27 protein-coding genes are annotated in these 25244 nt (G+C 59.1%); 17 read left to right on the forward strand and 10 right to left on the reverse strand.

The genetic code is table 11. The features are described from left to right. The first annotated feature begins 99 nt into the window (after positions 1-99). Together thpR and BLT77_RS03765 are read left to right on the forward strand one after the other, a co-directional pair. Entirely contained in the window at positions 100-624 is a 525-nt protein-coding gene (thpR, locus tag BLT77_RS03760) for an RNA 2',3'-cyclic phosphodiesterase (RefSeq protein WP_090362671.1), read from the forward strand. A 123-nt stretch (positions 625-747) separates the two neighbouring features. Beyond that, a complete protein-coding gene (locus tag BLT77_RS03765; RefSeq protein WP_090362303.1) occupies positions 748-1614 on the forward strand; it encodes a GGDEF domain-containing protein in 867 nt (288 codons plus the stop codon). A gap of 59 nt (positions 1615-1673) precedes the next feature. Here the strand turns inward: BLT77_RS03765 and pepB are convergent, their stop codons facing one another. Continuing rightward, entirely contained in the window at positions 1674-2945 is a 1272-nt protein-coding gene (gene pepB / locus BLT77_RS03770) for an aminopeptidase PepB (RefSeq protein WP_090362306.1), read from the reverse strand. Positions 2946-3039: 94 nt separating this feature from the next. Here pepB and BLT77_RS20170 point away from each other — a divergent pair, with 94 nt between their 5' ends. From BLT77_RS20170 to panD, 9 genes are all read left to right on the forward strand, one after another. Next, positions 3040-3684: an NAD(P)H-binding protein gene (locus BLT77_RS20170; RefSeq protein WP_090362309.1), complete on the forward strand. Its 645-nt coding sequence runs from the start codon at positions 3040-3042 to the stop codon at positions 3682-3684. A 25-nt stretch (positions 3685-3709) separates the two neighbouring features. Then, positions 3710-4420 (forward strand): DNA/RNA nuclease SfsA, encoded by a 711-nt coding sequence (gene sfsA, locus BLT77_RS03780; RefSeq protein WP_090362312.1) that lies wholly within the window; start codon positions 3710-3712, stop codon positions 4418-4420. 160 nt (positions 4421-4580) lie between these two features. Further along, positions 4581-5027 carry an RNA polymerase-binding protein DksA gene (gene dksA / locus BLT77_RS03785; protein WP_090362317.1) on the forward strand — a complete coding sequence of 149 codons (447 nt, stop codon included), beginning with the start codon at positions 4581-4583 and terminating at the stop codon, positions 5025-5027. A gap of 120 nt (positions 5028-5147) precedes the next feature. Then, on the forward strand, positions 5148-6035 hold the full coding sequence (gene gluQRS, locus BLT77_RS03790; protein WP_090362323.1) for a tRNA glutamyl-Q(34) synthetase GluQRS: 888 nt from the start codon (positions 5148-5150) through the stop codon (positions 6033-6035). A 48-nt stretch (positions 6036-6083) separates the two neighbouring features. Further along, positions 6084-7544 carry a polynucleotide adenylyltransferase PcnB gene (gene pcnB, locus BLT77_RS03795; RefSeq protein WP_090362326.1) on the forward strand — a complete coding sequence of 487 codons (1461 nt, stop codon included), beginning with the start codon at positions 6084-6086 and terminating at the stop codon, positions 7542-7544. Then, complete coding sequence (gene folK / locus BLT77_RS03800) at positions 7544-8062, forward strand: 2-amino-4-hydroxy-6-hydroxymethyldihydropteridine diphosphokinase (protein WP_090362329.1); 519 nt, start codon at positions 7544-7546, stop codon at positions 8060-8062. Before pcnB ends, folK begins: the two co-directional genes overlap by 1 nt. A 78-nt stretch (positions 8063-8140) precedes the next feature. Continuing rightward, positions 8141-8935, forward strand: a complete 795-nt coding sequence (panB, locus tag BLT77_RS03805) for a 3-methyl-2-oxobutanoate hydroxymethyltransferase (RefSeq protein WP_090362331.1) — start codon at positions 8141-8143, stop codon at positions 8933-8935. A gap of 11 nt (positions 8936-8946) precedes the next feature. After that, positions 8947-9798, forward strand: a complete 852-nt coding sequence (gene panC, locus BLT77_RS03810) for a pantoate--beta-alanine ligase (RefSeq protein WP_090362336.1) — start codon at positions 8947-8949, stop codon at positions 9796-9798. Between the two features lie 180 nt (positions 9799-9978). Then, on the forward strand, positions 9979-10359 hold the full coding sequence (gene panD, locus BLT77_RS03815) for an aspartate 1-decarboxylase (protein WP_090362339.1): 381 nt from the start codon (positions 9979-9981) through the stop codon (positions 10357-10359). A 310-nt stretch (positions 10360-10669) separates the two neighbouring features. On the opposite strand, the gene trmB is transcribed toward panD, so the two are convergent. The 6 genes from trmB to mpl form a co-directional block, all read right to left on the reverse strand. Beyond that, entirely contained in the window at positions 10670-11392 is a 723-nt protein-coding gene (trmB, locus tag BLT77_RS03820; protein ID WP_090362342.1) for a tRNA (guanine(46)-N(7))-methyltransferase TrmB, read from the reverse strand. 54 nt (positions 11393-11446) lie between these two features. After that, positions 11447-12217, reverse strand: a complete 771-nt coding sequence (locus BLT77_RS03825; protein WP_090362345.1) for an ABC transporter permease — start codon at positions 12215-12217, stop codon at positions 11447-11449. Then, the gene (locus BLT77_RS03830) at positions 12214-13152 is read right to left on the reverse strand and encodes an ABC transporter ATP-binding protein (protein WP_090362348.1); all 939 of its coding nucleotides are present in this window, start codon (positions 13150-13152) and stop codon (positions 12214-12216) included. The genes BLT77_RS03825 and BLT77_RS03830 overlap by 4 nt, the downstream gene beginning before the upstream one ends. A 169-nt stretch (positions 13153-13321) precedes the next feature. Next, positions 13322-13858 (reverse strand): hypoxanthine phosphoribosyltransferase, encoded by a 537-nt coding sequence (hpt, locus tag BLT77_RS03835; RefSeq protein WP_090362351.1) that lies wholly within the window; start codon positions 13856-13858, stop codon positions 13322-13324. A gap of 17 nt (positions 13859-13875) precedes the next feature. After that, positions 13876-14502, reverse strand: a complete 627-nt coding sequence (locus BLT77_RS03840) for a flavin prenyltransferase UbiX (protein WP_090362355.1) — start codon at positions 14500-14502, stop codon at positions 13876-13878. Next, positions 14499-15854, reverse strand: coding sequence for a UDP-N-acetylmuramate:L-alanyl-gamma-D-glutamyl-meso-diaminopimelate ligase (gene mpl / locus BLT77_RS03845; protein WP_090362361.1), 1356 nt, complete (start codon positions 15852-15854; stop codon positions 14499-14501). The genes BLT77_RS03840 and mpl overlap by 4 nt, the downstream gene beginning before the upstream one ends. A gap of 224 nt (positions 15855-16078) precedes the next feature. On the opposite strand from mpl, the gene BLT77_RS03850 reads away from it, so the two are divergent. From BLT77_RS03850 to BLT77_RS03860, 3 genes are all read left to right on the forward strand, one after another. After that, positions 16079-17410, forward strand: a complete 1332-nt coding sequence (locus tag BLT77_RS03850) for a Na+/H+ antiporter NhaC family protein (protein ID WP_090362364.1) — start codon at positions 16079-16081, stop codon at positions 17408-17410. Positions 17411-17484: 74 nt separating this feature from the next. Continuing rightward, positions 17485-17814, forward strand: a complete 330-nt coding sequence (locus BLT77_RS03855; RefSeq protein ID WP_143026549.1) for a hypothetical protein — start codon at positions 17485-17487, stop codon at positions 17812-17814. A 72-nt stretch (positions 17815-17886) separates the two neighbouring features. After that, positions 17887-18147, forward strand: a complete 261-nt coding sequence (locus tag BLT77_RS03860; protein WP_090362369.1) for a hypothetical protein — start codon at positions 17887-17889, stop codon at positions 18145-18147. A gap of 50 nt (positions 18148-18197) precedes the next feature. On the opposite strand, the gene BLT77_RS03865 is transcribed toward BLT77_RS03860, so the two are convergent. Next, complete coding sequence (locus BLT77_RS03865; protein WP_090362372.1) at positions 18198-20387, reverse strand: S9 family peptidase; 2190 nt, start codon at positions 20385-20387, stop codon at positions 18198-18200. Positions 20388-20480: 93 nt separating this feature from the next. Then, positions 20481-20876, reverse strand: a complete 396-nt coding sequence (locus BLT77_RS03870; RefSeq protein WP_090362375.1) for a bactofilin family protein — start codon at positions 20874-20876, stop codon at positions 20481-20483. A 279-nt stretch (positions 20877-21155) separates the two neighbouring features. Between BLT77_RS03870 and BLT77_RS03875 the strand changes: the two genes are divergently transcribed. Together BLT77_RS03875 and ppa are read left to right on the forward strand one after the other, a co-directional pair. Then, complete coding sequence (locus tag BLT77_RS03875) at positions 21156-22124, forward strand: class 1 fructose-bisphosphatase (RefSeq protein WP_090362377.1); 969 nt, start codon at positions 21156-21158, stop codon at positions 22122-22124. Positions 22125-22156: 32 nt separating this feature from the next. Then, complete coding sequence (gene ppa / locus BLT77_RS03880) at positions 22157-22687, forward strand: inorganic diphosphatase (RefSeq protein WP_090362380.1); 531 nt, start codon at positions 22157-22159, stop codon at positions 22685-22687. Between the two features lie 58 nt (positions 22688-22745). Here ppa and BLT77_RS03885 read toward each other — a convergent pair whose 3' ends face one another. Further along, on the reverse strand, positions 22746-23885 hold the full coding sequence (locus tag BLT77_RS03885) for a tetratricopeptide repeat protein (RefSeq protein WP_090362382.1): 1140 nt from the start codon (positions 23883-23885) through the stop codon (positions 22746-22748). A 208-nt stretch (positions 23886-24093) separates the two neighbouring features. On the opposite strand from BLT77_RS03885, the gene BLT77_RS03890 reads away from it, so the two are divergent. Continuing rightward, positions 24094-25233 (forward strand): MFS transporter, encoded by a 1140-nt coding sequence (locus tag BLT77_RS03890; RefSeq protein WP_090362674.1) that lies wholly within the window; start codon positions 24094-24096, stop codon positions 25231-25233. Positions 25234-25244 lie beyond the last annotated feature (11 nt).

Below are 25244 nucleotides of genomic sequence, written 5' to 3' on the forward strand. Positions count from 1 at the left end.
TGTACCGCCGCACCGCCAACAGGCCAATAGCCCGACCGGGTCGCAATCGGCTTCACAGGGGAATATACTGAAAACAGTCTTTTTTCCCGCGAGTGCGACATGGCTGAACGGCTGTTTTTTGCCATTCCGGTTGGCATCAGTCACCAGATGGCCCTGATCAAACATCAAACCCACCTGGGCGACATCGGCCGGGTGGTACCCTCGACTCACTTCCACCTGACACTGGCGTTTCTGGGGCAGGTGACCCACGCCCAAAAGCAGGCTCTGTTGCAACGCTGGCAGGATCTGACGGTACCCGAACTGCATCTGACTCTGGACCGTTATCTGCATTTTGAGCGTGCCGGCGTAGTGTGCCTGGGGTGCAGCGATACCCCCATTGCCCTGAACAGGCTGGCTCAGCAGCTACGACGAGACGCAGCCCGCCATGGTCTGCATGCCCACCGTGCGCCATTTCGCCCCCACGTCACCCTATTCCGCAACGTGCACGGTGCCATCGAGTTGCCCGAGCCGAATCCCGTCACTCTGCCTTTAAATGAGGTACAACTGGTTCGATCCTACCGTGAAATGGGTAAGCTGGTGTACAGCCCGCTGATGCGCTGGCGCAATGTCAGTTCCCCCTCATGATCACACTCTGATAACCTCGAACCACCCTTTGCCAACTCCTGTGAACCACCTAACAGAATCAGACACTTAAATTCCAGATTATAGTTCCATGACCGGCAGTATTGCTGATGGAAGGGCCCAAGCATGGACACGCATTTTTTCTGGTTCGGAAACCTGATGGTATTGCTAGGCATCGCCCTGCTCGCCGCTGCCACGATAAAGGTCACCGCGTTGTTGAAACGCCTGCCAAATCGGGAACTGCACTACCACTGGCAGTTCTTAAGGGTGCTGATCCTGATGTTTATCTTCGGCTACGCCGGCTTCAGCCTGCTGCACTGGGGCAACTACCACGACGGCTCCAGCATGATCGTGCCCACGATCTTTTTCGGTGGCGCCCTGTTTGTCCTGTGGGTGTGCACCCTCTCCCTGCGCACCACCAAGGTGGTACAAACCGTGTATCACCTGCAAAAGGAGGCGATCACCGATCCGCTGATGAAGATCTTCAATCGCCGCTACCTGGATAGACGGTTGCAGGAGGAGGTGCTGATCTGCCGAACCGGCAATCGGCCCCTGACCTTGATGATGCTGGACATCGATCACTTCAAACTGGTCAATGACCGCTACGGCCACCCGGTGGGCGACGAAGTGCTCAAGGCGCTGGGACAGTTACTGATGCGGCATACCCGCCACGCTGACGTGGTGGCGCGTTATGGCGGCGAAGAGGTGGTGGTGCTGCTGCCCAACACCTGTGGCAACGAAGCCCATGTTCTGGCTCGGCGACTGCACCAGGAAGTCGCACAACTGACCGTGCCGCTGCCCGAATTAAACCGGCCCCCGAGACCGCCGTTAACGTTTTCGGTCTGCATCGGCGTGGCCGGCTGTAACGCCAGCAATGCCGATGCCAACCAGTTGCTGGCCGCCGCCGACATGGCGCTGTACCAGGCTAAACAGAACGGGCGCAACCGGGTCGAGTGCTGTCCGGACCTACGCCTGGCCGCCAACACCAGTTAGCGCGACCAACATTAAAGCGCCCCGCACTGGGCGAGGCGCTCTTTCTCTACGGGATCGGCTTATTTGAGCAGTTGAGCCAGGGTCAACATGCCGACGGCGGTTGCCCCTTCAGACCACATGCCGTTGCTGCTGTCGGCGTAACAGGCGGCCAGGTCGAAGTGCAGCCAGCCATTTTCCGGCTCACCGGCGAAACGGCTTAAGAAGCCGGCGGCGTTGGATGCCCCGCCGGTGCCGCCGCCTTTCTGGGCCCGGCTGTTGGCGGTGTCGGCAAACGCCGACGGACATTTGGCCTGATGGAATTTGGCCAGTGGCAAGCGCCACAGCCCTTCATCCACTTCCGCGGCCGCCGCCAGGGCATCGTTGCAGGCGCCATCATGCAGGCCAAACAAGCCGTTGTAGTCATCACCCAGGGCCACCATCACCGCACCGGTCAGGGTCGCCGCATTGATGATGCGCTTGGCCCCGGCCTCATTGGCCGCCAACAGACCATCGGCCAGAACCAGGCGGCCTTCGGCGTCGGTATTGACGATCTCAACACTGGTGCCGTTCTTGTAAGTCAGGATGTCACCCAGCTTATAGGCGTGACCGGAGATCAGGTTCTCGGCACAGCACAGGAACAGCTTGACCCGCTTATCCAGGCCATTGGCAATCGCCAGGTGCAGGGCCGATGCCACCGTGGCCGCTCCGCCCATGTCGCACTTCATCGCGACCATGGAGGCGCTGGGCTTGATGCTGTAACCACCGGAGTCAAAGGTGATGCCTTTGCCTACCAACGCCACCTCGACCGGAGCATCGGCATCGCCGGTGGGGTTGTAATCCAGCTCCAGCATCACCGGAGGCCGCTCTGAGCCACGACCCACTCCGTGAATGCCGACCCAGCCCGCCGCCAGCAGGGCTTCACCGACCCATTGCTTGGAGCTGACTTTGTCCGGCGCCAGTTCGGTCAGTTTTTCCGCGACCCGATCCGCCAGCACTTCCGGACTCAGATCTTCCGGCGTCATATTGACCAGCTCCCGCAGCCAGGTGGCGGACTGCCACTGGCGAGCCAACTGGGCGTCATCATTGAGCCACTGAATTTCGGCATCCAGCTTGGCGGTCTGAAAGCCGCCGCCAAATTGCCACTGCAGTGCGGCGGTCCAATGGTCGCCACAGAGGCAAACCGATCGAATTCCCTGTGAACTTAACTTACGGGCAGCGGCCTGCACCTGGCGGCCATGATCGCCGTCACTCAGGTGGATGGAGGCGGTGTCACCGTCAAAGGAAACGCTGGCGTCTCCCCAGTGAGCCGCGGCGCTGTCGTGAGTCAGAACCACTTTCATAACCTTGCTCATGCTGTATTCCCTTTCATTTTGTTATTCAACGCAGTGTATCATTGCAACTCTTCGGGCGTCACCATCGCCCGCCCCGGTCAACAAGGAGATTGCCATGACCCAGACTGCCATCGTCATTGGTGCCACCGGCGTAGTGGGCCGTGCTCTGGTGGAGCAACTGGCGGCCACCCCGGCCGTCGACCGCATCGTCACCCTGACCCGGCGACCAGTGCCCCATGACAGCCACAAGGTAGTCAACCAGGTGGTGGAGTTCGACCATCTCGACCGCTACCGCCAGTGGTTTCAGGGGCAATGGCTGTTTTCCTGCCTCGGCACCACGCTCAAACAGGCCGGCAGCCTCGATGGCCAACGAAGAGTCGATCTGGACTACCAATACCAGGCGGCGCAGTTAGCGGCTGCCAACGGCGTCGACCACTATCTGCTGGTCTCCTCCAGCGGCGCCGATGCCGACTCCGGAAACGCCTACCTGAAAATGAAAGGACAGCTGGAGCAACGGATTCGAGCACTGCCATTTAATCGTATCAGCGTATTTCAGCCCAGCCTGCTGCTGGGAGAGCGGCACGATTTCCGTCCGGCGGAGCGCCTGGGAGCCCTGCTGATGCCCCTTCTGTGTCTGTTACCCGGTCTGCGGCGATACCGCCCCATTCCCGGCACCCAGGTGGCCGCCAAGATGGTGGCAGTGAGCCAGCAACCCGGCCATCCGTTGCAAACCTACCGCCTCGACCAACTGTTCGATTGATTTCGAACCTATTTAGGGATCCCAGATGAAATACCCTCAGCCGCTGCAATCCGCCACCCTGATCAAACGCTATAAACGCTTCCTGGCGGACGTTACCCTCGACAACGGCGATGTGATGACCCTGCATTGCGCCAACACCGGTGCCATGACCGGTTGTGCCGAACCGGGCGACACCGTCTGGTACTCCACCTCAAACAACCCCAAACGCAAATACCCCTGCAGCTGGGAGCTGACCCAGACCCGGGACGGCCACTTTATCGGCATCAATACCGCCACCGCCAACACCCTGGCCGCCGAAGCCATCGAACAGGGAGTACTGGACGCCCTCGGCGGTTACGATCGCATTCAGCGGGAAGTCCGCTACGGCGAAGAGAACAGCCGCATCGACTTGCTTCTCAGCGGCAACCACAACCCTCTGTGCTACGTAGAAGTTAAAAGCTGCACCCTGTTGCAGCAACAACAAGGCTATTTCCCTGACGCCGTCACCACTCGAGGGCAAAAACACCTACGGGAACTGATGCAGATGGTAGATCAAGGTCACAGGGCCGTACTGCTGTTTCTGGTGCAACATAGCGGTATTGACTCAGTCTCCCCAGCGGATCACATCGACCCCGCCTATGCGACCCTATGCCGGGAAGCCATGGACAAAGGGGTGGAATTCCTCGCCGTCGGGACTGAGATCTCGCCACAGGGAATAACTGTGATGGGCTCATTACCCGTGAAACCCAGGGTTTGAGTATTGCTTGTCAGCAGCTCATATTGGTGATATACGGGTAGAGAGGAACGGCTATAGAGTGAAATTTTGGGTGGCGATTGCGAAAGCGACTGCTATCTGCTATAGATACCGCCACTTTTCGAGGACCGCCTCGCGCTTGGACATAACAGGAGACGCGTGTATGCCGGAGGGCAAAGCGAAAAAGATCGGTGTACTAGCCTATGCCAACGTAGAACCTTACCGTGAAGAAGCCGGTGAGGAGTATATGAATGACAAGCAGCAAGTGCACTTCAAGAAGATTCTTGAAGGCTGGCGCACCATGCTGCGAGAAGAGGTAGACCGCACGTTAAACCATATGCAAGACGAAGCTGCCAACTTCCCTGATCCGGTAGACCGCGCTGCCCAGGAAGAGGAATTCAGTCTTGAACTTCGCACCCGGGATCGTGAGCGTAAGCTGATCAAGAAGATCGAGAAGACGCTGGTGAAAATCGAAGAGGATGACTTCGGTTTCTGCGACTCTTGTGGCATTGAAATCGGCATTCGACGCCTGGAAGCCCGACCAACGGCTGACCTGTGCATTGACTGCAAGACACTGGCCGAAATCAAAGAGAAACAGATGGCTGGCTAGCATCGTACAGAACGGGAGCTGCGGCTCCCGTTTTCAATTCCATACCAATGGGATTAGTGTGGCTGGCGTCGGGCCGTCTTCATTAATCCCATTGGTATTTTTGTTTGTGCATTCGACACCATGACTGATTACATCGGGCGTTTTGCCCCCTCCCCCTCCGGTCCCCTTCACTTTGGATCTCTGGTGGCCGCCCTGGGCAGCTGGCTGCGTGCCCGCAGTCAACAGGGGCAATGGCTGCTGCGGGTAGAGGACATCGATCCTCCCCGGGAAGTCGCGGGCGCCGCCGACGACATCCTGCACACCCTGGAGGGCTTTGGCCTGCACTGGGACGGCTCAGTGCTGTATCAGAGCGATCGCCACCATGCCTATGACCGCACCCTGGACTGGCTTCGCCACAACGGGCTGGCGTACCACTGCGATTGTACCCGCAAACGAATTCGAAGCCTGGGCGGCCATTACGACGGCCATTGCCGGCAACGCCACCTCGCCGGCACCAACTGCGCGACCCGGTTTCGCAACCTGAGCCCCACCGAACAATTTGACGACCGCCTGTTGGGTCCCATTCACACCGACCCCGCCTTTGCCGGCGAGGATTTCATCATTCACCGCCGCGACGGCCTGTACGCCTACCAGCTGGCGGTGGTGGTGGACGACGCGTTTCAAGGCATCACCGAGGTAGTACGGGGCAACGACCTGTTGGACACCACGGTACGTCAGCTCAGTCTGTTCCAGGCTCTGGGTCTGACCGCACCGGATTACCTGCACCTGCCCCTGGCGGTACAGTCTGACGGCAATAAGCTGTCCAAACAAAACCACGCGCCGGCCATCGATCCCGGCCAGCCCGGCTCCACCCTGAGCCGGGCGCTGGCGTTTTTGGGCCTGCCGCTGCCCGCCACACTGGTCGGCGCCCCGGTCGAGGAACAACTGCTGTGGGCCACCGACGCCTTCTCCTTAGGGGCGCTGCCACAGCAACGGCAGATCGAAATCGGCCCGGAATCGGGCAAATAGGCCGGCTCCAGGGCCAACAAGCGGGCTTAAATTGGACTAAGCCCCCTTATGGCTTATCATTTCAGCAGTGATGCGGTATTATTGCGCGCCGCACACACTCTCTTTTTTACAGCCTTAATCCAGTCGAGGTGTACCATTCTTAAGCGTCTGACAAAACTGGCGAAAAAACTTGTTAATCGGGAACAAGCGATCCAGTTAGAACCCGAGCTCCAGGTTTACCCCCGCAAATCCCATGGGGTGTCCCGCTCAGACATCAGTGAAAATGCGCTCAAAGTGTTATACCGACTGCATAAAGCCGGCTATGAGGCCTACCTGGTGGGCGGCGGTGTCCGGGACCTGCTGCTGCGCCATCAGCCGAAAGACTTTGACGTGGCCACCAACGCCACCCCAGAACAGGTTCGTCGCCTGTTCCGCAACTGTCGGTTAGTGGGCCGCCGCTTCCGGCTGGCCCACATCCTGTTTGGCCGTGACGTCATCGAGGTTGCCACCCTAAGGGGCCACCACGAAGAGGAGAGCAAGCACGCCAAGAAGGATGACAGCGGCCGCCTGCTGCGTGACAACGTCTATGGCAGCATCGATGAAGACGCCGAACGCCGCGACTTCACTGTCAACGGTCTCTACTATGACATCAGCGACTTCTCCATCCGCGATTATTTCGGCGGCATGGAGGATCTGGAAGCCCGGCGCCTGCGCCTGATTGGTGATCCCACCAAGCGCTACAGCGAGGATCCGGTTCGAATGCTGCGGGCGGTGCGTTTTGCCACCAAGCTGGACTTCGACCTGGATCCCAGCGTCTCCAAGCCGATCCACAAGATGGCACCGCTGCTGAGCGACATTCCGGCGGCGCGACTGTTTGAGGAAACCCTGAAGCTGTTTATGTCCGGCAAGGGTCTGGATAACTTCCGCATGATGCGTGAATACGGCCTGTTTGCGCCGATGTTCCCCATGCAGGACAGCCTGCTCAACAAGGAAGACGGCCAAAAGGTAGAAACCCTGATCGAAGCGGTGCTCAAAAATACCGACCAACGGGTGAACGCCGATAAACCGGTCACCCCGGCGTTCCTGTACGCCGCCATGCTGTGGTACCCGCTGCAGAAGTTGATGACCGAACGCACCAGCCGCGGTGTCAGTGAATACGATGCCATGATGGGCGCCTGCTCCGAGGTGGTCAGCCAGCAGAGCAAGACCATCTCCATGCCCCGACGCTTTTCCACCCCGGCCCAGGAGATCTGGCAACTGCAGATCCGCCTGGACAAACGCGCCGGAGCCCGGGCGTTCCGCATCTTCGAGCACCCCCGTTTCCGTGCCGCCTACGACTTCCTGGTACTGCGTGGCGAAGCCGAAGGGGGCGAGGTGGCCGAACTGGCACGCTGGTGGACCCAGTTTGTCGACGCCGATGACCAGGGGCGCCGCCTGATGGTGCGCAACCTGGGTTCAGGCGGAGGCCAGCGCCGACGTCGTCGGCCTCGCAAGCGTAAGCCGGCGGCGGCCAAATCCAGCGACAGCTGATGCCCAGCCGTTGTCACATCGCCCTGGGAAGCAACCTGGGGCCGAGCGTCGATCACCTGCACGCCGCCATCCGTGCCATTCACGGCCTGGGCGGTACCCGGGTGATCGCCAGCTCTTCGCTGTACACCAGCCCGCCGATGGCGGGCATGAAACAGCCGGACTACACCAACGCGGTCATCGCCATTGATACCACCCTGGACGCCCTTGAGTTGCTGGATGCCCTGCAGGAGATCGAGCAGGCTCAAGGTCGGGAGCGACACCTGCGCTGGGGCGCCCGCACCCTGGATCTCGACATCATCAGCTACGGCCACCAATGCCTCAACCTACCCCGGCTGACGGTACCCCATTATGGCGTCGCCGAACGGGCCTTTGTGTTGCTGCCCCTGTTTGAGATCGCGCCCCATTACCAGTTTGCCGACGGTCGACAGCTCACCAGCCTGCTGGCGGCCTGCCCCCCTCAGTCGCTGACGCAGGTGCCGGACTCGATACCCGATTTAAGTGGCACAAGCCAGGCTTAAGGTGCAACCCATTTGCAACTCGGCCGCCATTAGAATATAAACTGCGATCCAACTACGTGTCTTAATTGAGCCGTTCACATGAAAGCAATCACCACCGCAACCCTCAAAAAGTGGAAGCAAGAGGGTAAGAAATTCGCTTCCCTAACCGCCTACGACGCCAGTTTCGCGTCCACCTTCGAAGCCGCCGGTGTACCGGTAATGCTGGTCGGTGACAGCCTGGGCATGGTACTTCAGGGCAACAGCGACACCCTTCCGGTAACGGTCGAACAGATCGCCTACCACACCCGTTGCGTTCGCGCCGGGGCCCAGAAGGCGTTGGTGATCGCCGACATGCCGTTCATGAGTTACGCCACCCGGGAGCAGGCCTTCGCCAGCGCCGCCACCCTGATGCAGGCCGGCGCCCAGATGGTGAAACTGGAAGGGGGCGACTGGCTGCTGGATACCGTCAAAGGCCTGACTGAACGCGGCATCCCGGTATGTGCCCACCTGGGACTCACCCCACAATCGGTGCACCAGTTTGGTGGCTTTAAGGTTCAGGGCCGCGACAATCAGGCGGCCCAGCAGATGCTGGAACAAGCCCAGAGAATGGAACAAGCCGGCGCCAGTCTGCTGGTACTGGAGTGCATCCCCAGTCAGTTGGCCCGCCACATCACCGAACACCTGAATATCCCGGTGATCGGCATCGGCGCCGGTCCGGACACCGACGCCCAGATCCTGGTAATGCACGATGTGCTGGGAATCACCAGTGGCTACATTCCCAAGTTCTCCAAGAATTACATCAATGACCACGGCACCATTCAGGCTGCCGCCAGCGCCTTCGTTCAGGAGGTCGCCGACGGCACCTTCCCTGGCCCAGAGCACGGATTTGAATAAGAGAGCCTAAGATGCAAACCATCAGTGACATTCATCGCCTGCACCAATGCCTGAAGCAGTGGCGCCAGGACGGTGACAGCATCGCCTTTGTCCCCACCATGGGCAACCTTCATGACGGTCACCTGCTGCTGGTCAAAGAGGCCAAACAACGGGCCGACCGGGTGGTGGTCAGCATCTTCGTCAACCCGATGCAGTTTGGGGCCGGCGAGGATCTGGATAACTACCCGCGCACCCTGGAACAGGATCAGCAGTCTCTGGTCGATCTGGGTGCTGACCTGCTGTTTACCCCGACGCCACAACTGCTCTACCCTCAGGGGCTGGAGAACCAGACCTACGTCGAAGTCCCCGGCATCTCCATGCTGTATTGCGGCGAGAGTCGCCCCGGCCATTTTCGCGGCGTTGCCACCGTGGTGTGCAAACTGTTTAACCTGGTGCAACCGGATGTGGCGATCTTTGGCAATAAGGATTATCAGCAATTGGCGATCATTCGCGCCATGGTGCGGGATCTCAATATGCCGGTGGACGTGCTGGGTATCGATACCGTTCGCAACCCGGACGGGCTGGCCCTGAGTTCACGCAACGGCTACCTGAACGCTAGTGAGCGCTTACTCGCACCAAAACTCAAGCAGACTCTGGACTGGATCGCCGAACAACTGCAACAAGGCGCCGACGCCCGGGCTCTGGAGCAGCAGGCTGGAGGCCGCCTCAACGACCATGGCTTCAGCACCGACTACGTTCACATCTGCCACGCCGACACGCTGGAAAAAGCCGATGCCGCCGACCGCCAGCTGGTGGTACTGGCCGCCGCCAAACTCGGCAATACACGGCTGATCGACAACCTGCGGGTGGATCTGACGGCCTGATTTGGCTATAGTGCTTTGGTTAAAATGCTGTGACATTGTCATCACAACAGAATGCATTGAAGGATAAGATCTTTACCGATTCTTCTTCAAAGCGACAATAACGCTGACAAAGTGAAATGCGGCCCGAGCAGGCCGGATCGTGATACCACGGTCTTTTCCAGAAGTAATAGGAATATCTAGATGCAACGAATCATGTTGAAGGGGAAACTGCACCAGGCTCGCGTGACCCACGCCGAACTGGAGTACGAAGGCTCCTGCGCCATTGATCAGGATCTGTTGGACGCCGCAGGCATTCTCGAGTACGAGAAGATCGAGATCTACAACATCGATAATGGTGAGCGCTTCAGTACCTATGCCATCAGTGGCGAGCGCGGCTCCAAGATCATCTCCGTCAACGGCGCTGCTGCCCATAAGGCCAAGCCGCAGGATCGGGTGATCATCTGTGCCTACGTGGTCATGGAAGATGAGGAAGCCAAGGCGCATAAGCCTCAACTGGTGTACCTGAATCAGGACAACGACATCAAAGGCACCGCCAACGTCATTCCGACCCAGGCAGCCTGAATCCTGTCGCGCCGCTCAGCGGCGCCAGGTCTAAGATGTTAAAAATGCGTCGCTTTTGCGGCGCTTTTTTCTATCTGGCACCTACAGCGTTGCCATCATCATCAACGCGCCTTCACTGGCAATCACGACGCCCATGCCAACGCTGATGACCAACCATTTCTGCTGTAACCTGCTCATTACGCTCTCCATTTCGGACCGAACTGAATACACTGCTACATACTGCGAAACTTGTGCCAAAACATTGCTCTATTAAAATCATAGACTTAAAAATAGAAGCTGCCATGAGCCAGCGCACAATTGGTCAAATTCACTAACTGTTGGTCAAGGGTGGCGGCAGCGGCAGGGCAGCCTGCCAGGGCAAGGTAAATCCGCTCAGGTCTGCCCGCAGCTGATACAGGGGCTGACCACTGAGACGGTATTTGCGCTCGAACGGCGTCAGATCGTCACCGGTGGCCGGCAATGGCGTCAGTTGCGAGGAGACACCGGCCAGCTCAAGACCGCGGGCGAACTCCTGCAGGTACACCGGCCAGTTGGATCGCATCTCCAGTTGACCGCCCAGCATCAGCAAGTAGGGAAATGCCGCCGCCCCGTGCCAGCGTCGCTTCAGGTGCGAGGATTTCGGCCAGGGGTTGGGGTACAGCAGATAGTGATGGCTCAGCTGCCAGCCATCGGCCACCGCCAGTCGCCACAGGTCGTTCAGGTCGACCCGGGCCAGCAGGTAGTTGTCCGCTTGCTGACGGTAGGTTTCATGCTTCTCCAGCCGGTGCGCCGACTTGTCCATACCGATAAGCACCGCTTCGGGGTGGCGCCTGGCCAGGTTGGCGCTGCTTTCGCCGACGCCGCAGCAGGAATCAAAGATCAGTGGCCGGCCATCGGCCTCGACCCACTCCTTGAGCCGATAAAAGGTCTCCAGGGTAGCGTCGTGAAACGGTTTGTTGAACGGCGTCGCCAGGTGCTTGAGCACCGTGTCATCCAGACGCTGGTGCAGTCCCTGCTGGTTGGATTCAATGGCGCGGGAATTGGCAATGGTCATAATCGGCTCGGACTAAAAGGGGAGCCCGGGCTCCCCGGTTCAACGGGTGGAAGGCTAGTGGCGCAGGCCGGTGCCTTTATGAATCAAATAGTAGGCCAGGGAGAAGAATCCGCTGATGAACGTCAGAATCACCGCAAAGGCGGCGCCCAGACCGATGTCGCTGGCCCCCAGGAAGCCGTAACGGAAGGCATTGATCATATAGACTATGGGGTTCAACTTAGAGACGCCCTGCCAGAACTCCGGCAGCAGGCTCATGGAGTAAAAGACCCCGCCCAGGTAGGTCAGCGGCGTCAGCACAAAGGTCGGAATGATGCTGATGTCATCGAAACTGTTGGCAAAGATGGCATTCAGCAGCCCCGCCAGGGAGAACAGCATCGACGACAACACCACCACCGAGATCACCACCAGCGGATGTTGAATCTGCAGGTCGACAAACAGCATCGCCACCACGGTCACGATCATCCCGACGCACAGGCCTCTGGCCATGCCGCCACCGATGTAACCGAGAATGATCAGCACATTGGGCACCGGCGCTACCAGCAACTCCTCGATGTTGCGCTGAAACTTGGCGCTGTAGAAGGAGCTGGCCACATTGGAGTAAGAGTTGGTGATCACCGCCATCATGATCAGCCCGGGCATGATGAACTCCATGTAACTGAAGCCCCCCATCTGACCGATCCGCGACCCCACCAGGTTACCGAAAATCAAAAAATACAGGGTCATGGTGATGGCCGGTGGCACCAGAGTCTGAATCCAGATTCGGGCAAACCGGTTTACTTCTTTACGCAGCAGACTGCTGAAGGCAATGGTATAGGGATGACTCACGCCTGTTCCTCCTTGCGGCCATTTTCCACCAGGGAGACAAACAGTTCCTCCAGCCGGTTGGCCTTGTTTCTCATGGACAGCACCTGCACGCCGTGGTCACTGAGTTGGGCGAACACCGCATTGAGGCTGTCCTTCTTCTCGACGTCTACCTCCAGGGTGTGGCCATCCAGACGACGATGAACAAACCCGGACAGCGTCAGATCCGGGCTGCCAGGCTTCAGGTCCAGGATAAAGGTCTCGACACTCAGCTTGGACAACAACTGCTTCATGGAGGTGCACTCCACCAGTTCGCCCTTGTCGATGATGCCGATGTTGCGACACAGCATCTCCGCCTCTTCCAGATAATGGGTGGTCAGAATGATGGTCACCCCCTGCTGGTTGATGCGGCGTAAAAACTCCCACATGGAGCGGCGAATCTCGATGTCGACCCCGGCGGTGGGCTCATCCAAAATCAGCAGCTTCGGTTCGTGCATCAGCGCCCGGGCAATCATCAGCCGCCGTTTCATGCCTCCGGACAGGGTACGGGCTGTGGCGTCGCGCTTATCCCATAACTCCAGCTGTGACAGGTACACCCGGGCACGCTCGGCCGCCACCGCCCGCGGCACGCCATAGTAGCCGGCCTGATTCATCACAATCTGGTGCACGGTCTCAAACTGGTTGAAGTTGAACTCCTGGGGCACCAGGCCGATCTGGCGCTTGGCGGCCTCCAGCTCCCGGCTCAGGGGATGACCAAACACACTGACTTCGCCAGCACTCTTGTTCACCAGCGAGCTGATGATGCCAATGGTCGTGGACTTACCGGCGCCATTGGGCCCGAGCAGGGCAAAGAAATCCCCGGCTTCCACGGTCAGATTGATCCCCTTGAGGGCTTCCACACCGCCGGCGTAGGTTTTGCGCAGCTCGGTGATCTGCAACGCGCTCTGTGGCTGGGTCATGCTGGTCTCCAAAAAACGTAGCCCGCTATTATAAACCCCTTAGGTCTGGATAAACATGGAAAAATAACCTGCCCGCGGGTAGGGATTCCGGTCCCGTCCCCCGGCGGTCTCACCGGTCTTCGGCCACAAAAAAAGCGCCCGGGGGCGCTTTTCTGAGAGGCGGTGCGAGTTATTCGCCGTCGCTGGGCACAACCTTGGCGATGTAAGGCAGTTGGCGGTAGGACTCGGCGTAGTCCAAGCCGTAACCCACCACGAACTCATCGGGAATCGCCACACCGGTGTATTTCACGTCCACGTCCACCACCCGGCGGGTGGGCTTATCCAGGAAAGAGGCGATGGCCAGGGAGGCGGGCTCGCGGGAGTTCAGCAGCGCCAATACCTTGGACAGGGTACGGCCGGTATCGATGATGTCTTCCACCAGCAGCACATGACGGCCTTTGATGGACTGGGCCAGATCCATGACGATCTTCACGTCACCGCTGGACTCGGTGCTGCTGCCGTAGGAGGAGGCGGTCATAAAGTCCATCTGCACATTGCCATCGAGACGGCGCACCAGATCAGACATCACGATGACAGAGCCTTTCAGCAACCCCACCACCAGCAGCGAATCGACGCCGGCGTAATCACGGTTGATCTGCTCGGCCATGGTATCCAGGGCCTGGTTAATCTCCTGTTCGGAGATCATCACTTCAAGGGTATGCTTCATGGTTATACTCAATTATTTTAATCTGTAGGGTTACCGTAGCCCCAGCGGGGCAACAGTTGATGTTCTATGTTCAGGTGATCCAGTATTCTGGCCACCATAAAATCCACCAAATCGTCGATGGACCGGGGCTGATTATAGAACCCCGGCGCCGCCGGCATGATGGTGGCGCCCACCTGGCTGAGCTTTAACATATGCTCGAGGTGAATGGCATGAAACGGTGTCTCTCTGGGCACCAACAACAGTTGTCCCCGCTCCTTGAGTACCACGTCCGCCGCCCGCTCGATCAGATTGTTGCTCATTCCGGTCGCCACGGCGGCCAGAGTGCCGGTCGAACAGGGGCAGATGATCATCTGCCTGGGTGCCGCCGAGCCCGAGGCCACCGGAGAAAACCACTCCTCCTTGCCAAACACCCTCAGCTGGGCCTCATCGACACCAAAATGCTGGCGAAGCTTATCGGCACAGGCCTTAGGGTTGGCAGGCAACAGGAAATCCTGCTCCTCGGCAAACACCACCCGTGCCGCCGATGACACCATCAGAAACACGGTTCGGCCGGATTTTAGCAGACACTCCAGCAAGCGCAGCCCATAGGGCGCCCCGGAGGCGCCGGTAAAAGCCAAAGTGATAGCTTGATCACAGTTTGTCATTTCGATGCCTCCAGTGCATCCAGCAAGCGGGTATGGATGCCGCCGAAGCCGCCATTGCTCATCACCACGATGGTGTCGCCCGCCCGGGCCTGCGCCACCACCGCCGACACCAACTCCTCCAGCGTATCCGCCAGGCTCACCGGCACCGGTGCACTCGCCATCGACGCCGCCAGATCCCAACTTAACCCGGCCGGTTGATGCACAAAGGCGGCATCGGCGTCCGCCAGTGACGCCGCCAGGGTATGCTGATGAACGCCGGCTTTCATGGTGTTGGATCGTGGCTCCAGCACCGCCAGCACCCGCCCGCCCTGATTGCGGGCCTGCAACGCCTTCAGCGAGGTGGCGATGGCGGTGGGGTGGTGGGCGAAGTCATCGAACACCTGAATGCCCCCGGCCTCTCCTCTCAGCTCCATGCGCCGCTTGGGGCCGGCGAACCGGCTCAGGGAGTCGATGCCGTCGAACGGACGCACACCCACATGGCGGGCTGCCGCCAGCGCTGCCAGCGCATTGCTGATGTTGTGATCCCCGATCAGGGGCCAACGGACCCTGCCCTGCGGTTCTCCGTCGAGGTGAACCTCGAACTCACTGCCATCGTCACGGAGCTTTGTCGCCGACCAGCCCTGGTCACCGATCAATACCTGCTCGCTCCAGCAGCCCTGAGCCACCACCTCGGCCAGATACGGCTCTGACTCGGGCCAGATCACCTGGCCGCTGCCCGGCACCGTGCGCAGCAGGTGATGGAACTGCTTCTGAATATCGGCAATGGAATCGAAGATATCGGCGTGATCGAACTCCAGGTTGTTCATCACCAGAGTCCGGGGGTGGTAGTGAACAAACTTGGATCGCTTGTCGAAAAAGGCGGTATCGTACTCATCCGCTTCCACCACAAAAAACGGCGTCTCCCCCAGGCGGGCCGACACCCCGAATTCACGGGGAACGCCACCGATAAGGAAGCCTGGCGCCAGGCCGTTGTCCTGCAACAGCCAGGCGAGCATGGAGGCGGTGGTGGTCTTGCCGTGGGTGCCCGCCACGGCCAGTACCCAGCGTTGATCCAACACCTGCTCCGCCAGAAACTGCGGGCCACTGGTATAACGCAGGCCTCTGTCCAGCACCGCTTCGACACAGGGGTTGCCCCGACTCATGGCGTTGCCGATAACCACCAGATCCGGCGCCGGCTCGAGCTGCGCCGGGTCAAACCCCTCGATCAACTCGATGCCCTGCTGCTCCAGCTGGGTGCTCATGGGAGGAAATACATTGGCGTCACTGCCGGTGACGGTATGGCCCAGGCTGCGGGCCAGCAGGGCGATGCCACCCATGAAGGTGCCACAGATACCAAGAATATGAACGTGCATCACGGATTCCATAATCAAAACTGCCGTCAGTGTACCAACCCGCCGCCACCAGCCGCAAAACAATCAGTTATAGCAACCAAGATGGAAAAACATCGAAACGTCTAGACGTCTAAATTGACATGACCGAACGGATGGGACACAATGCCGCCATAGACCGCTCGACATGAGGTCGAGTCAGCACCGCACACCAGGATGGCCGTGGGTAACAAGAGTAGTAAAAAACAATGAGTCAGACCGAAACCCTAACCACCCCTGCAATCCGCTCCCGCTCTGCCGTGGCCCTGCTGCCACTGCTGCTGTTCCTGGCCACCTTTGTCGGCGCCGGTGTATATCACCAGAGCCTGGGCACCGAGTTTGCCTTCTATCAGCTGTCGCCGGTGATCGCCATCCTGCCGGCCATCGTGCTGGCATTTGCCCTGGCACGCCAGGCCCTGGACAAGAGCCTCAACCAGTTCATTGCCGGCATTGGCGACAGCAACATCATCGCCATGTGCCTGATCTACTTGTTGGCCGGCGCCTTTGCCGCCGTGGCTAAAGCAACCGGCGGCGTGGATGCCACCGTGGCATTGGGGCTGACCCTGATCCCCGCCTCGCTGCTGCTGCCCGGTTTCTTCCTGATTGCCGGTTTCATCGCCACCTCCATGGGCACCTCCATGGGCACCATCGGCGCCCTGGCCCCGGTGGCGTATGGCATCTGTCAGCAGACCGGTATCGATCCGGCGTTGATGGCCGGTGCGGTGATCTCCGGTGCCATGTTTGGCGACAACCTGTCGATCATCTCCGACACCACCATCGCCGCCACCCGCACCCAGGGCTGCGAGATGAAAGACAAGTTCCGGGAAAACATCCGCATCTCGGCCCCGGCCGCAGCGCTGACCTTTATCCTGTTTGTGGTGGTTGGCTCGGGCCAGAGTGCAGTGGAAGCCCAGTCGTTCGATCTGATTAAGGTGCTGCCCTACCTCACCATTCTGGTACTGGCAGTCGCCGGTGTGAACGTCTTCCTGGTGCTTCCGGCAGGCATTCTTCTGGCCGGTGTCAGTGCCATCGCCGGCGGCGACTACGCGCCGATGCAGCTGGGTAAAGACATCTATGCCGGCTTCAGCAGCATGCAGGAGATCTTCCTGCTGTCGATGCTGGTGGGCGGCCTGGCGGCACTGATGAAGCACCAGGGTGGCCTCAACTGGCTGGCGGACAACGCTGCGGCCCTGATCGCCCGCTTCTCGAAAAAGGCCCAGTCGCCCCGCGCTGCCGAGTTGGGCATGGCCGGCATCGTCTCTGCCACCAACCTCTGTACCGCCAACAACACGGTGTCCATCATCATCACCGGTTCGGTGGCCAAGGATCTGGCTCAGCGTCACGGCGTCAAAAAGCGTCGCGCCGCCTCCATGCTGGACATCTTCTCCTGCATCAACCAGGGCCTGATCCCCTGGGGTGCCCAGGCACTGCTGGCCGGCGCCACCTTTAAGCTGTCCCCCCTGGTGGTGGTCAGCCACGCCTGGTACTGCATGGTGCTGGCAGCGGTAGCCATTGTCATGGTGAGCCTTCGCAAGGCATAATCAAAGTCATTAATCCCGTTGACAAAAACCAGAGCCCGGGCTCTGGTTTTTGCGTGACCTTTGTGGAGAGCACCGTGACCCCTTCAAACCATGGCCTGAAACACTTCGCCATCGCCGCCGCCATCTATCTGGTCAGCTTTTTTGTGGCCTTCGCCCCCTACGCCTTTATCCAGGACCCTGAGCAGGTGGCCAAGATGATGGGCGGAGCCGGAGGCTGGGCCCTGATCGCCGCTACCCTGTTTGCCATGGTGGCCTTCGTCATGAACCTGCTGGGGGTCTGGGCCAGCCTCAAGACTCTGCTTCAGGGGCCCAGCAGCAAAGCCACCTTTGGCCTGCTGTTGAACATGCTGCCTGTGGTGGTGATCCTGTCATTGCTGTACAGCTACCGGGCCATGATGTTTTGATCGGGATCACACTGATCTTCGATTACTAATCCTATAATTGCATTACTAATGCAACTTTAAGGTTTGGCGCTCATGGACACCTTCACCCTGGTCTTTCTGTACGGTTTCATCGGCATGATGTCGCTGCTGGCCCCGTACCTGCTGCTGGTGTTCCTGTTTGCCGGTCATTGGTGGACCCCCTTTATCGGCATCGCCCTGTTTGTCAGCATTCTGACCTTTCTGCCACCGCCGATGGCGCTGGTGTCCTGTCACCTGGCCGTCGCCGGGCTGGTGCTGACCCTGGCGGTCAAACTGTGGCGCCGCTACCGCTCTGCCGGGCCGACGCCGGGCTAAGGCCATAAAAAAACCCACCGTTTCCGGTGGGTTTTTTATTGAGTCCGGGATTACAGCCTCCGCTTCAGGAAATCCTCGATGGTGGCCATCAGGTGCAGTTGCACCGTCTTGCCTCGCATGGAGTGCTTGGAACCGGGGTAGTCTTTCGACTCATACAGTTTGCCCGCATCCTGCAGGCTCTTATACAGCTTGGTACTGTTCTGATACAGCACATTGTCATCGGCCATGCCGTGGTACACAAACAGCTGCCCTTTCAGCTTATCCACATAGGGGAATACCGACGACAGCCGGTAGCCTTCGGCGTTGCTGGCCGGGTGGGCCAGGTAGCGCTCGGTATAGTGGGTGTCGTACAGGCTCCAGTCGGTCACCGGGGCACCGGAGACGCCGGCGGCAAACGACTCAGGCGCAGTAAACAGGCTCATCAGAGTCATGTAGCCCCCGTAACTGTGACCATAGATGCCGATGCGGTCGGGATCGACCCATGGCAGGCTCGTGAGGTACTCAGCCCCCGCCACCTGATCGGCCACCTCCACCTTGCCCAGGCGCTGATAGATTTCGCTCTCGAACGCCAGTCCGCGGGCAGCCGAGCCACGGTTGTCCAGCTGGAAGACCGCAAACCCCTGCTGAACCAGATACTGGGTAAAGTAATCATGGCGACTCCAGCTGTCCCGGACCGTCTGAGCATGGGGCCCGCCATAGACACGTACCACCACCGGATAGCGCTGACCCGGACGAGTCTTCGGCTTGAACAAGCGATAGTGCAGGGTCATGCCGTTGTCCGCCTTGAGAGTACCGTATTGTGGCTGGGTCCAGTCGCTCCAGTAACGCACCAGTGGATGATCGCCCTCGATGGCATTTTCCGCAATCCAGCCGATGGCCTTGCCGTCGGCCTGATGCAGACTCAGCTGCGGCGGTTGCCGGGTGGAGGAGAAGTGATCCAGATACACGGAGCCGTCGTCACTGAATACCGGCTGGTGGAATCCGGCTCTCTGGCTGAGGCGCTGCACCTCGCCGCCGCTCAGTGGGACTCGATACAGGTGCCGCTCCAGCGGCGTATCACGACGACCACTGAAATAGACCCAGCCGCCCGCTTCGTCGATGGCTTCCACCGCATCCACCGCCCAGTTGCCCTCGGTCAGTTGCCGAACCAGATTGCCCTGTTCATCCATCAGATACAGGTGACGGAAACCGCTGCGCTCCGAGCTCCAGATAAATCCGGGTTGAGTACTGAGAAAGTGCAGATCATCGCTGAGGTTGACCCAGCTGCGGCTGGTCTCAGTCAAAAGCAGAGAACGTCTCTGGCTGGCCTTGCGCCACTGCCACAACTGCAGGGTCTGCTGGTCGCGACTCTGCCATTGCCAGGTCACGGCACTGCCGTCGGCATTCCAGTTCACCCTCGGCAGATAACCGCCGTTATCTCTGGCGCCGGGCAACCACTGAATGGCACCACCGTCGAGGCTGACCACGCCGACACGCACGCTGGCGTTGTCTCTGCCGGCATAGGGGTATCGCTGCTCCGTCAGTTTGATGCCATCGGCAAAAATCTCATTGCGAATCACCTGCTCCACCGGAGATTCGTCCACCTGCAGAAACGCGATGGCGGATTCATCCGGCGACCACCAGTAACCGCTCATGCGATCCATCTCCTCCTGGGCCACAAACTCGGACATGCCGTTTTTCAGCGGCCCCTTGCCATCGACGGTCAACGACTGCTCCTGGCCGGTACGCAGATCGATCACCACCAGGTTCTGCTGGCGAATGAAGGAGACGTAGTTACCCTTGGGGGAGAAACGGGCGTCGGTTTCGAACGCCTCGGTCCGGGTCAGTTGTTGCGGCTTGCCACTTTCCAGCCGATACAGCCAGATGTCGCCGCCAATGGGAAATAGCAGCGCCTTGCCCTGGGTATCCCACTGATACTCCAGCAGCCCTTTACCGTAGATGCGCTGACGCTCACGACGCGCCTTCTCCTCTTCCGACAGCTCGCCCTCTTCGAACAGGGTCGAGTCCACCAGGCGAGTGCGCTGACCGCTGCCCAACTGATACTGCCAGAGGTCGTAGCGGTCCAGATCGTCTTCGCGGGGCGCCAGCCAGGTGACTCGCTGGCCATCTGGAGACAACGCCGGTTTGGAGGGTTGGGAACCCGCCAGTGAGGGCTCACTGACGATGCGGGACAGGGTCAGTGGCTCGGCACTGAGCCACGCCGAGCAACACAGCAGCCCGGTAAATAGAATCCGTCTCATTGTTATTATTCCTGATATGACAATGAGAGGGATTGTCGCTAAAGCCGGCGAAAATCACAAACCCGCCCACTGGGGCGGGTCGACACATCGGCTTTAACTGGCTTTAGAGCAGGCGATTTCCAGCTCTGGCTGCTTGTTCTCCAGCAGCTTAGGCTTGTCTTTCACTCGGGAACCGATGAACTGTCCGCCATTGAAGATCTCAATCTTGTCGGTCACAATTTCACCCTCCACGGTGCCGCTGGCGGCAATGGTCAGGCGCTGGCACTCCAGATTACCGGTAATCTTGCCTTCGACCTGAACCTGTTCGGCGGTAACCTGCCCTTCGATGGTGCCGGCACTTTCCACCACAATCAGGCCGGTAGCCGTCAGCTCTCCGATGATGTGACCGTCAACCACGCAATCGCCTTCCACATGAAGACTGCCTTCCAGGCGGGTTGATTGCGCAAAATAGGTTAAACCTGCGCGACTCTTTTTCGTTTTACCAAACACGGTTAATCACCCTCAATTTCTATGCGAATAGCAACGTTCGCGGCGGTAGCATTGACTCACAATCGAGATTCTCAGCCAGTGAGATCTCTTCCCATAGGCGACTCGTTATAATCAAAACTGTTACCCATCTCAAGCGAATAAAATTCACCCGGTGACCGCCATCAACCCTGAGCCCAGGTCGGTTTTGCCATTATCCCTTCGTAGCACTGCAAAAGGGCGGATTTTTCGCTATCATTGGCGGATAATTTACCCTGCCAATCATTCAGATAGGACCCCTGCATGCAGCGCCTTCGCGAAACGCTTAGCCTACAAGGCTTACCCTCCGAGTTACAACAATTGATCCTGACCCTAGCCGACTGTGGCGTAGAGATCAGCCAGCTGGTTCGAGGCGGCGCCCTGGCGGGCGTACTGGGGGTGGCCGACAGTGAAAACGTTCAGGGTGAGACTCAGAAGAAGCTGGACATCATTGCCAACGACCTGATCAAAGACAAGCTCGGTGCCAACCCACTGGTCAAAGGGATCGCCTCCGAGGAGGAAACCGACGTGGTCGCCGCCAACACCGACGGCCAATACCTGGTGTGCTTCGATCCGCTGGACGGCTCCTCCAACATCGACATCAACTCTCTGGTCGGCACCATCTTCTCGGTCCTGCCGGCCCCTCAGGGCGAGGTCAACGAAGCCGCCTTCATGCAGCCAGGCACCAACCAGCCCTGCGCTTGCTACATCCTCTATGGCCCGGCCACAGTGATGGCGCTGACCACCGGCCAGGGCACCCAGATGTACAGCCTGGATCCCGCCAGCAATGAGTTCGTGCTGGTGGATGAGCAGGTCACGGTACCGGCCCAGACCGGCGAATTTGCCATCAATATGTCCAATCAGCGTTTCTGGCAAGCGCCGATGCAAGACTACATCGCCGATCTGATCAGCGGCAAAGAGGGGCCTCGGGGGCGCAACTTCAACATGCGCTGGATCGCCGCCATGGTGGGCGACGTGCACCGGGTGCTGAGCCGGGGCGGCCTGTTTACCTACCCACAGGACACCAAGAACCCCGATAAACCTTTCAAACTTCGTCTGATGTATGAAGCCAACCCCATGAGCTTCCTGGTGGAGCAGGCCGGCGGCAAGGCGTCCACCGGTTACGAGCGCATTATGGCGATTGAGCCAGAACAGATTCACCAGCGGGTGGCGGTGATTCTCGGCTCCGCCGACGAAGTGGACACCTGCCTTGGCTACCACAGCAAAGGCTGATTTTGAGTAAAACGGCTGTTTAAGGAAAAATTATGAGCCTGAATAACGTACCTGCGGGTAACTCTCTTCCGGATGACATCTACGTAATCATCGAGATTCCGGCAAATCATGACCCCATCAAGTACGAGGTCGACAAGGACAGCGGTGCGCTGTTTGTTGACCGTTTTATGAAATCACCGATGTTCTACCCGGCCAACTACGGCTACGTTAACCACACCCTCAGCCTGGACGGTGACCCGGTCGACGTGCTGGTTCCGACCCCCTACCCACTGGCCCCCGGCTCGGTGATCCGCTGCCGTCCGGTCGGGGTGCTGAACATGACTGACGAGTCGGGCGAAGACGCCAAAATCATCGCCGTGCCTCACAGCAAGCTAACGCAGGAATACGATCACATTCAGGACATCGACGATGTCCCGGCCCTGCTAAAAGCGCAGATCACCCAGTTCTTCGAGCGTTACAAAGAGCTGGAGCCCAACAAGTGGGTCAAGGTCGAGGGATGGGCCGACGCCAAGGCCGCTGCTGAAGAGATCCTCTCCTCCGCCAAGCGTTACCAGGATCTGTAACGCCCGGCATCAGCAAAAAGGGGTGGCCAGTGGCCACCCCTTTCTTTTCTCGGCCTCGCTAGTGGTACCTCAACGCCCTCAGCTTCAGCTGGTAGCGCTGTTTCTCATCCACCGGTGCCAATCGAGCAGCCGCCTGCAGTGCATCCTCACTGTCGTTCAGCTGCCCCAGCTGGAAATAGGCCCTAGATAGCCCGAAATGGAACTCGTGATGATAATCAGCGAGCTTCACCGCTTTGCGGTATTGGCTCAGGGCCTTGGAAAAGTCGCCGCGCTGGTAAGCCAGTTCGGCCATGTCGTAGTAGTAAAACGGGTTATTCAACCGCGCCAACTCAATCTTTTTGTGCACCTGGGCCCACTCAGTGAGACGCCCCTGGCTCGCCAGCAACAGCGCCAGGTTATGCAGGGCATGGCTGTCGTCTCCAGCCAGAGTGGCGGCATACTGGTACACCCGCTCTGCCTGGGACTCCAGCCCCTGGCGGCGGTAGAGCACCCCGAGGGCATTCCAGCCGGCGCTCAATTCCGGATCCTGTGTCAATGCCTGTTTCAGATAGTGGTGAGCCAGATCCGGCGCTCCATCGATCATCGCCTCCGCAGCCAGGTTATTGTAAAAACGTGCAATCATCTCAGACTCGCCGATGCGATCGGTGCGATAGCCCCGAATCTGATAGGTGGGCAGAAAATCGATGGTGGTCGATACCGACCCGCTGATCTCCCAGGCACTGGTGCCAATCTTCGGGGTCAGCCGGATGTTGATGTGATCATTGAGCAGTACCACCCCGCCCTGCCGATCCCACACCGGCGGCGATTTCACCATCTGGTACTCCACCCCCAACCCCAACTCCCTGGCCAGAGCCGCAGTCATCACCACCAGGGACATGCAGTTTCCGGCTCGGCGAGCGTAGGTATCCCGCGCCACCAGGGTGGCGCCGTTGTCGTACTCAAAGCCGTGTTTCAGGCTGACCAATTCCGCCAGCATTCGAATTCGCACCGAGGCACTGTTGCCATGGCGGGAAGCACGACTGACAAAGGCTTTCATCTCCGAGTCCAATTGAAACAGCTGCTCGGGCTTCACCACATCGGTCGCCGGGGCAAAGTATTCATTGGCAAACTCGGGCACAGGGACATTCCGTGACGGTGATTGGGCACAGGCCGTCAGCAGTAACAACAGGGCGGGCAAAACGTGTTTTAAACAGCGCATACTCCAAGCCTAGCTTCTGAGTAAAAAGTGTCCAGCCCTGATTGCGGCCGCTTTGCGCCATATCAATGGCACGCCGATGAAACCTTAATGGCAGCCAGTGGCGAGTTTTGTTTGTTCAAACCCCGCCAAGCCCCTAGGATGGTGCCTCTGTCCATTCACCCCATCAGGCACCACCTTGAATCTGTCCCGCCCTCAACTGTTGCTGGTCATGACCTTTGTCATGTCGCTGGTGTTTGCCGTTTGGCAGGTACTGCTGAATAATTTTGTGGTCGAAGCGGCCGCCTTTACCGGCAAAGAGATTGGCATGCTGCAATCCCTGCGGGAGATCCCCGGGTTTCTGGCCTTCACCTCCATCCTGGTGCTGCTGGTGATCAAGGAACAGCGCTTCGCCCTGGCAGCACTGCTGCTGATGTGCATCGGCGTCGCTGCCACCGGCTGGTTTCCGTCGGCACTGGGGCTGTACTGCACCACGGTGTTAATGTCCATCGGCTTTCACTACTACGAAACCTGCAATCAATCACTGACTCTGCAGTGGCTGCCAAAGCACCAGACCGCCCAGTTTCTGGGGCAAGCCCTGTCCGTAAAGGCCGCCGGCGCCCTGCTGGGCTACGGCAGTATCTGGCTGCTGATGACCGCCCTGGACTGGCCCTACGCCTGGGTCTACAGCACCGTCGGCGGCCTCGGAGCCCTACTGGTGGTAGCCGCCTGGTGGGCCTTTCCCCAGTTTCAGCAACACCATCAGCAGCAACGGAAACTGTTGCTGCGGCGACGCTACAGCCTCTACTATCTACTGACGTTCCTCTCCGGTGCCCGGCGGCAGATCTTCATGGTGTTTGCCGCCTTTATGATGGTGGAGAAGTTTGGCTATAGCGTCAGCGAAATCACCGCGCTATTTCTGATTAACTACCTTTTCAACTTGATGTTTGCCAAAAAAATCGGCGGCTGGATTGGCCAGATTGGTGAGCGGCGCACCCTGATCATTGAGTACCTGGGGCTGATCCTGGTGTTTGTCAGCTACGCCGCCGTGGAGCACCCGACCGTGGCCGCCGGCTTGTACGTCGTTGATCACCTGTTTTTTGCCCTGGCCATCGCCGTAAAAACCTATTTCCAGAAGATCGCCGACCCGGACGAAATCGCCTCAACGGCTGGAATCAGCTTTACCATCAATCACATCGCCGCGGTAATCATTCCGGCACTTTTGGGACTGGTGTGGCTACACTCGCCGGCTCTGGTGTTTTATATTGGGGCAGGAATCGCGCTGTGCTCACTGCTGGCGGCGATGAGTCTGCCGGCGCTGCCGGCGCCGGGAAACGAAACCCGCTGGGGTGCCCTCTTTCCGTCACGGTAACGGGTGCTCCA

The sequence above is a fragment of the Ferrimonas sediminum genome (genome assembly GCF_900100175.1).
GTDB classification, from domain to species: domain Bacteria; phylum Pseudomonadota; class Gammaproteobacteria; order Enterobacterales; family Shewanellaceae; genus Ferrimonas; species Ferrimonas sediminum.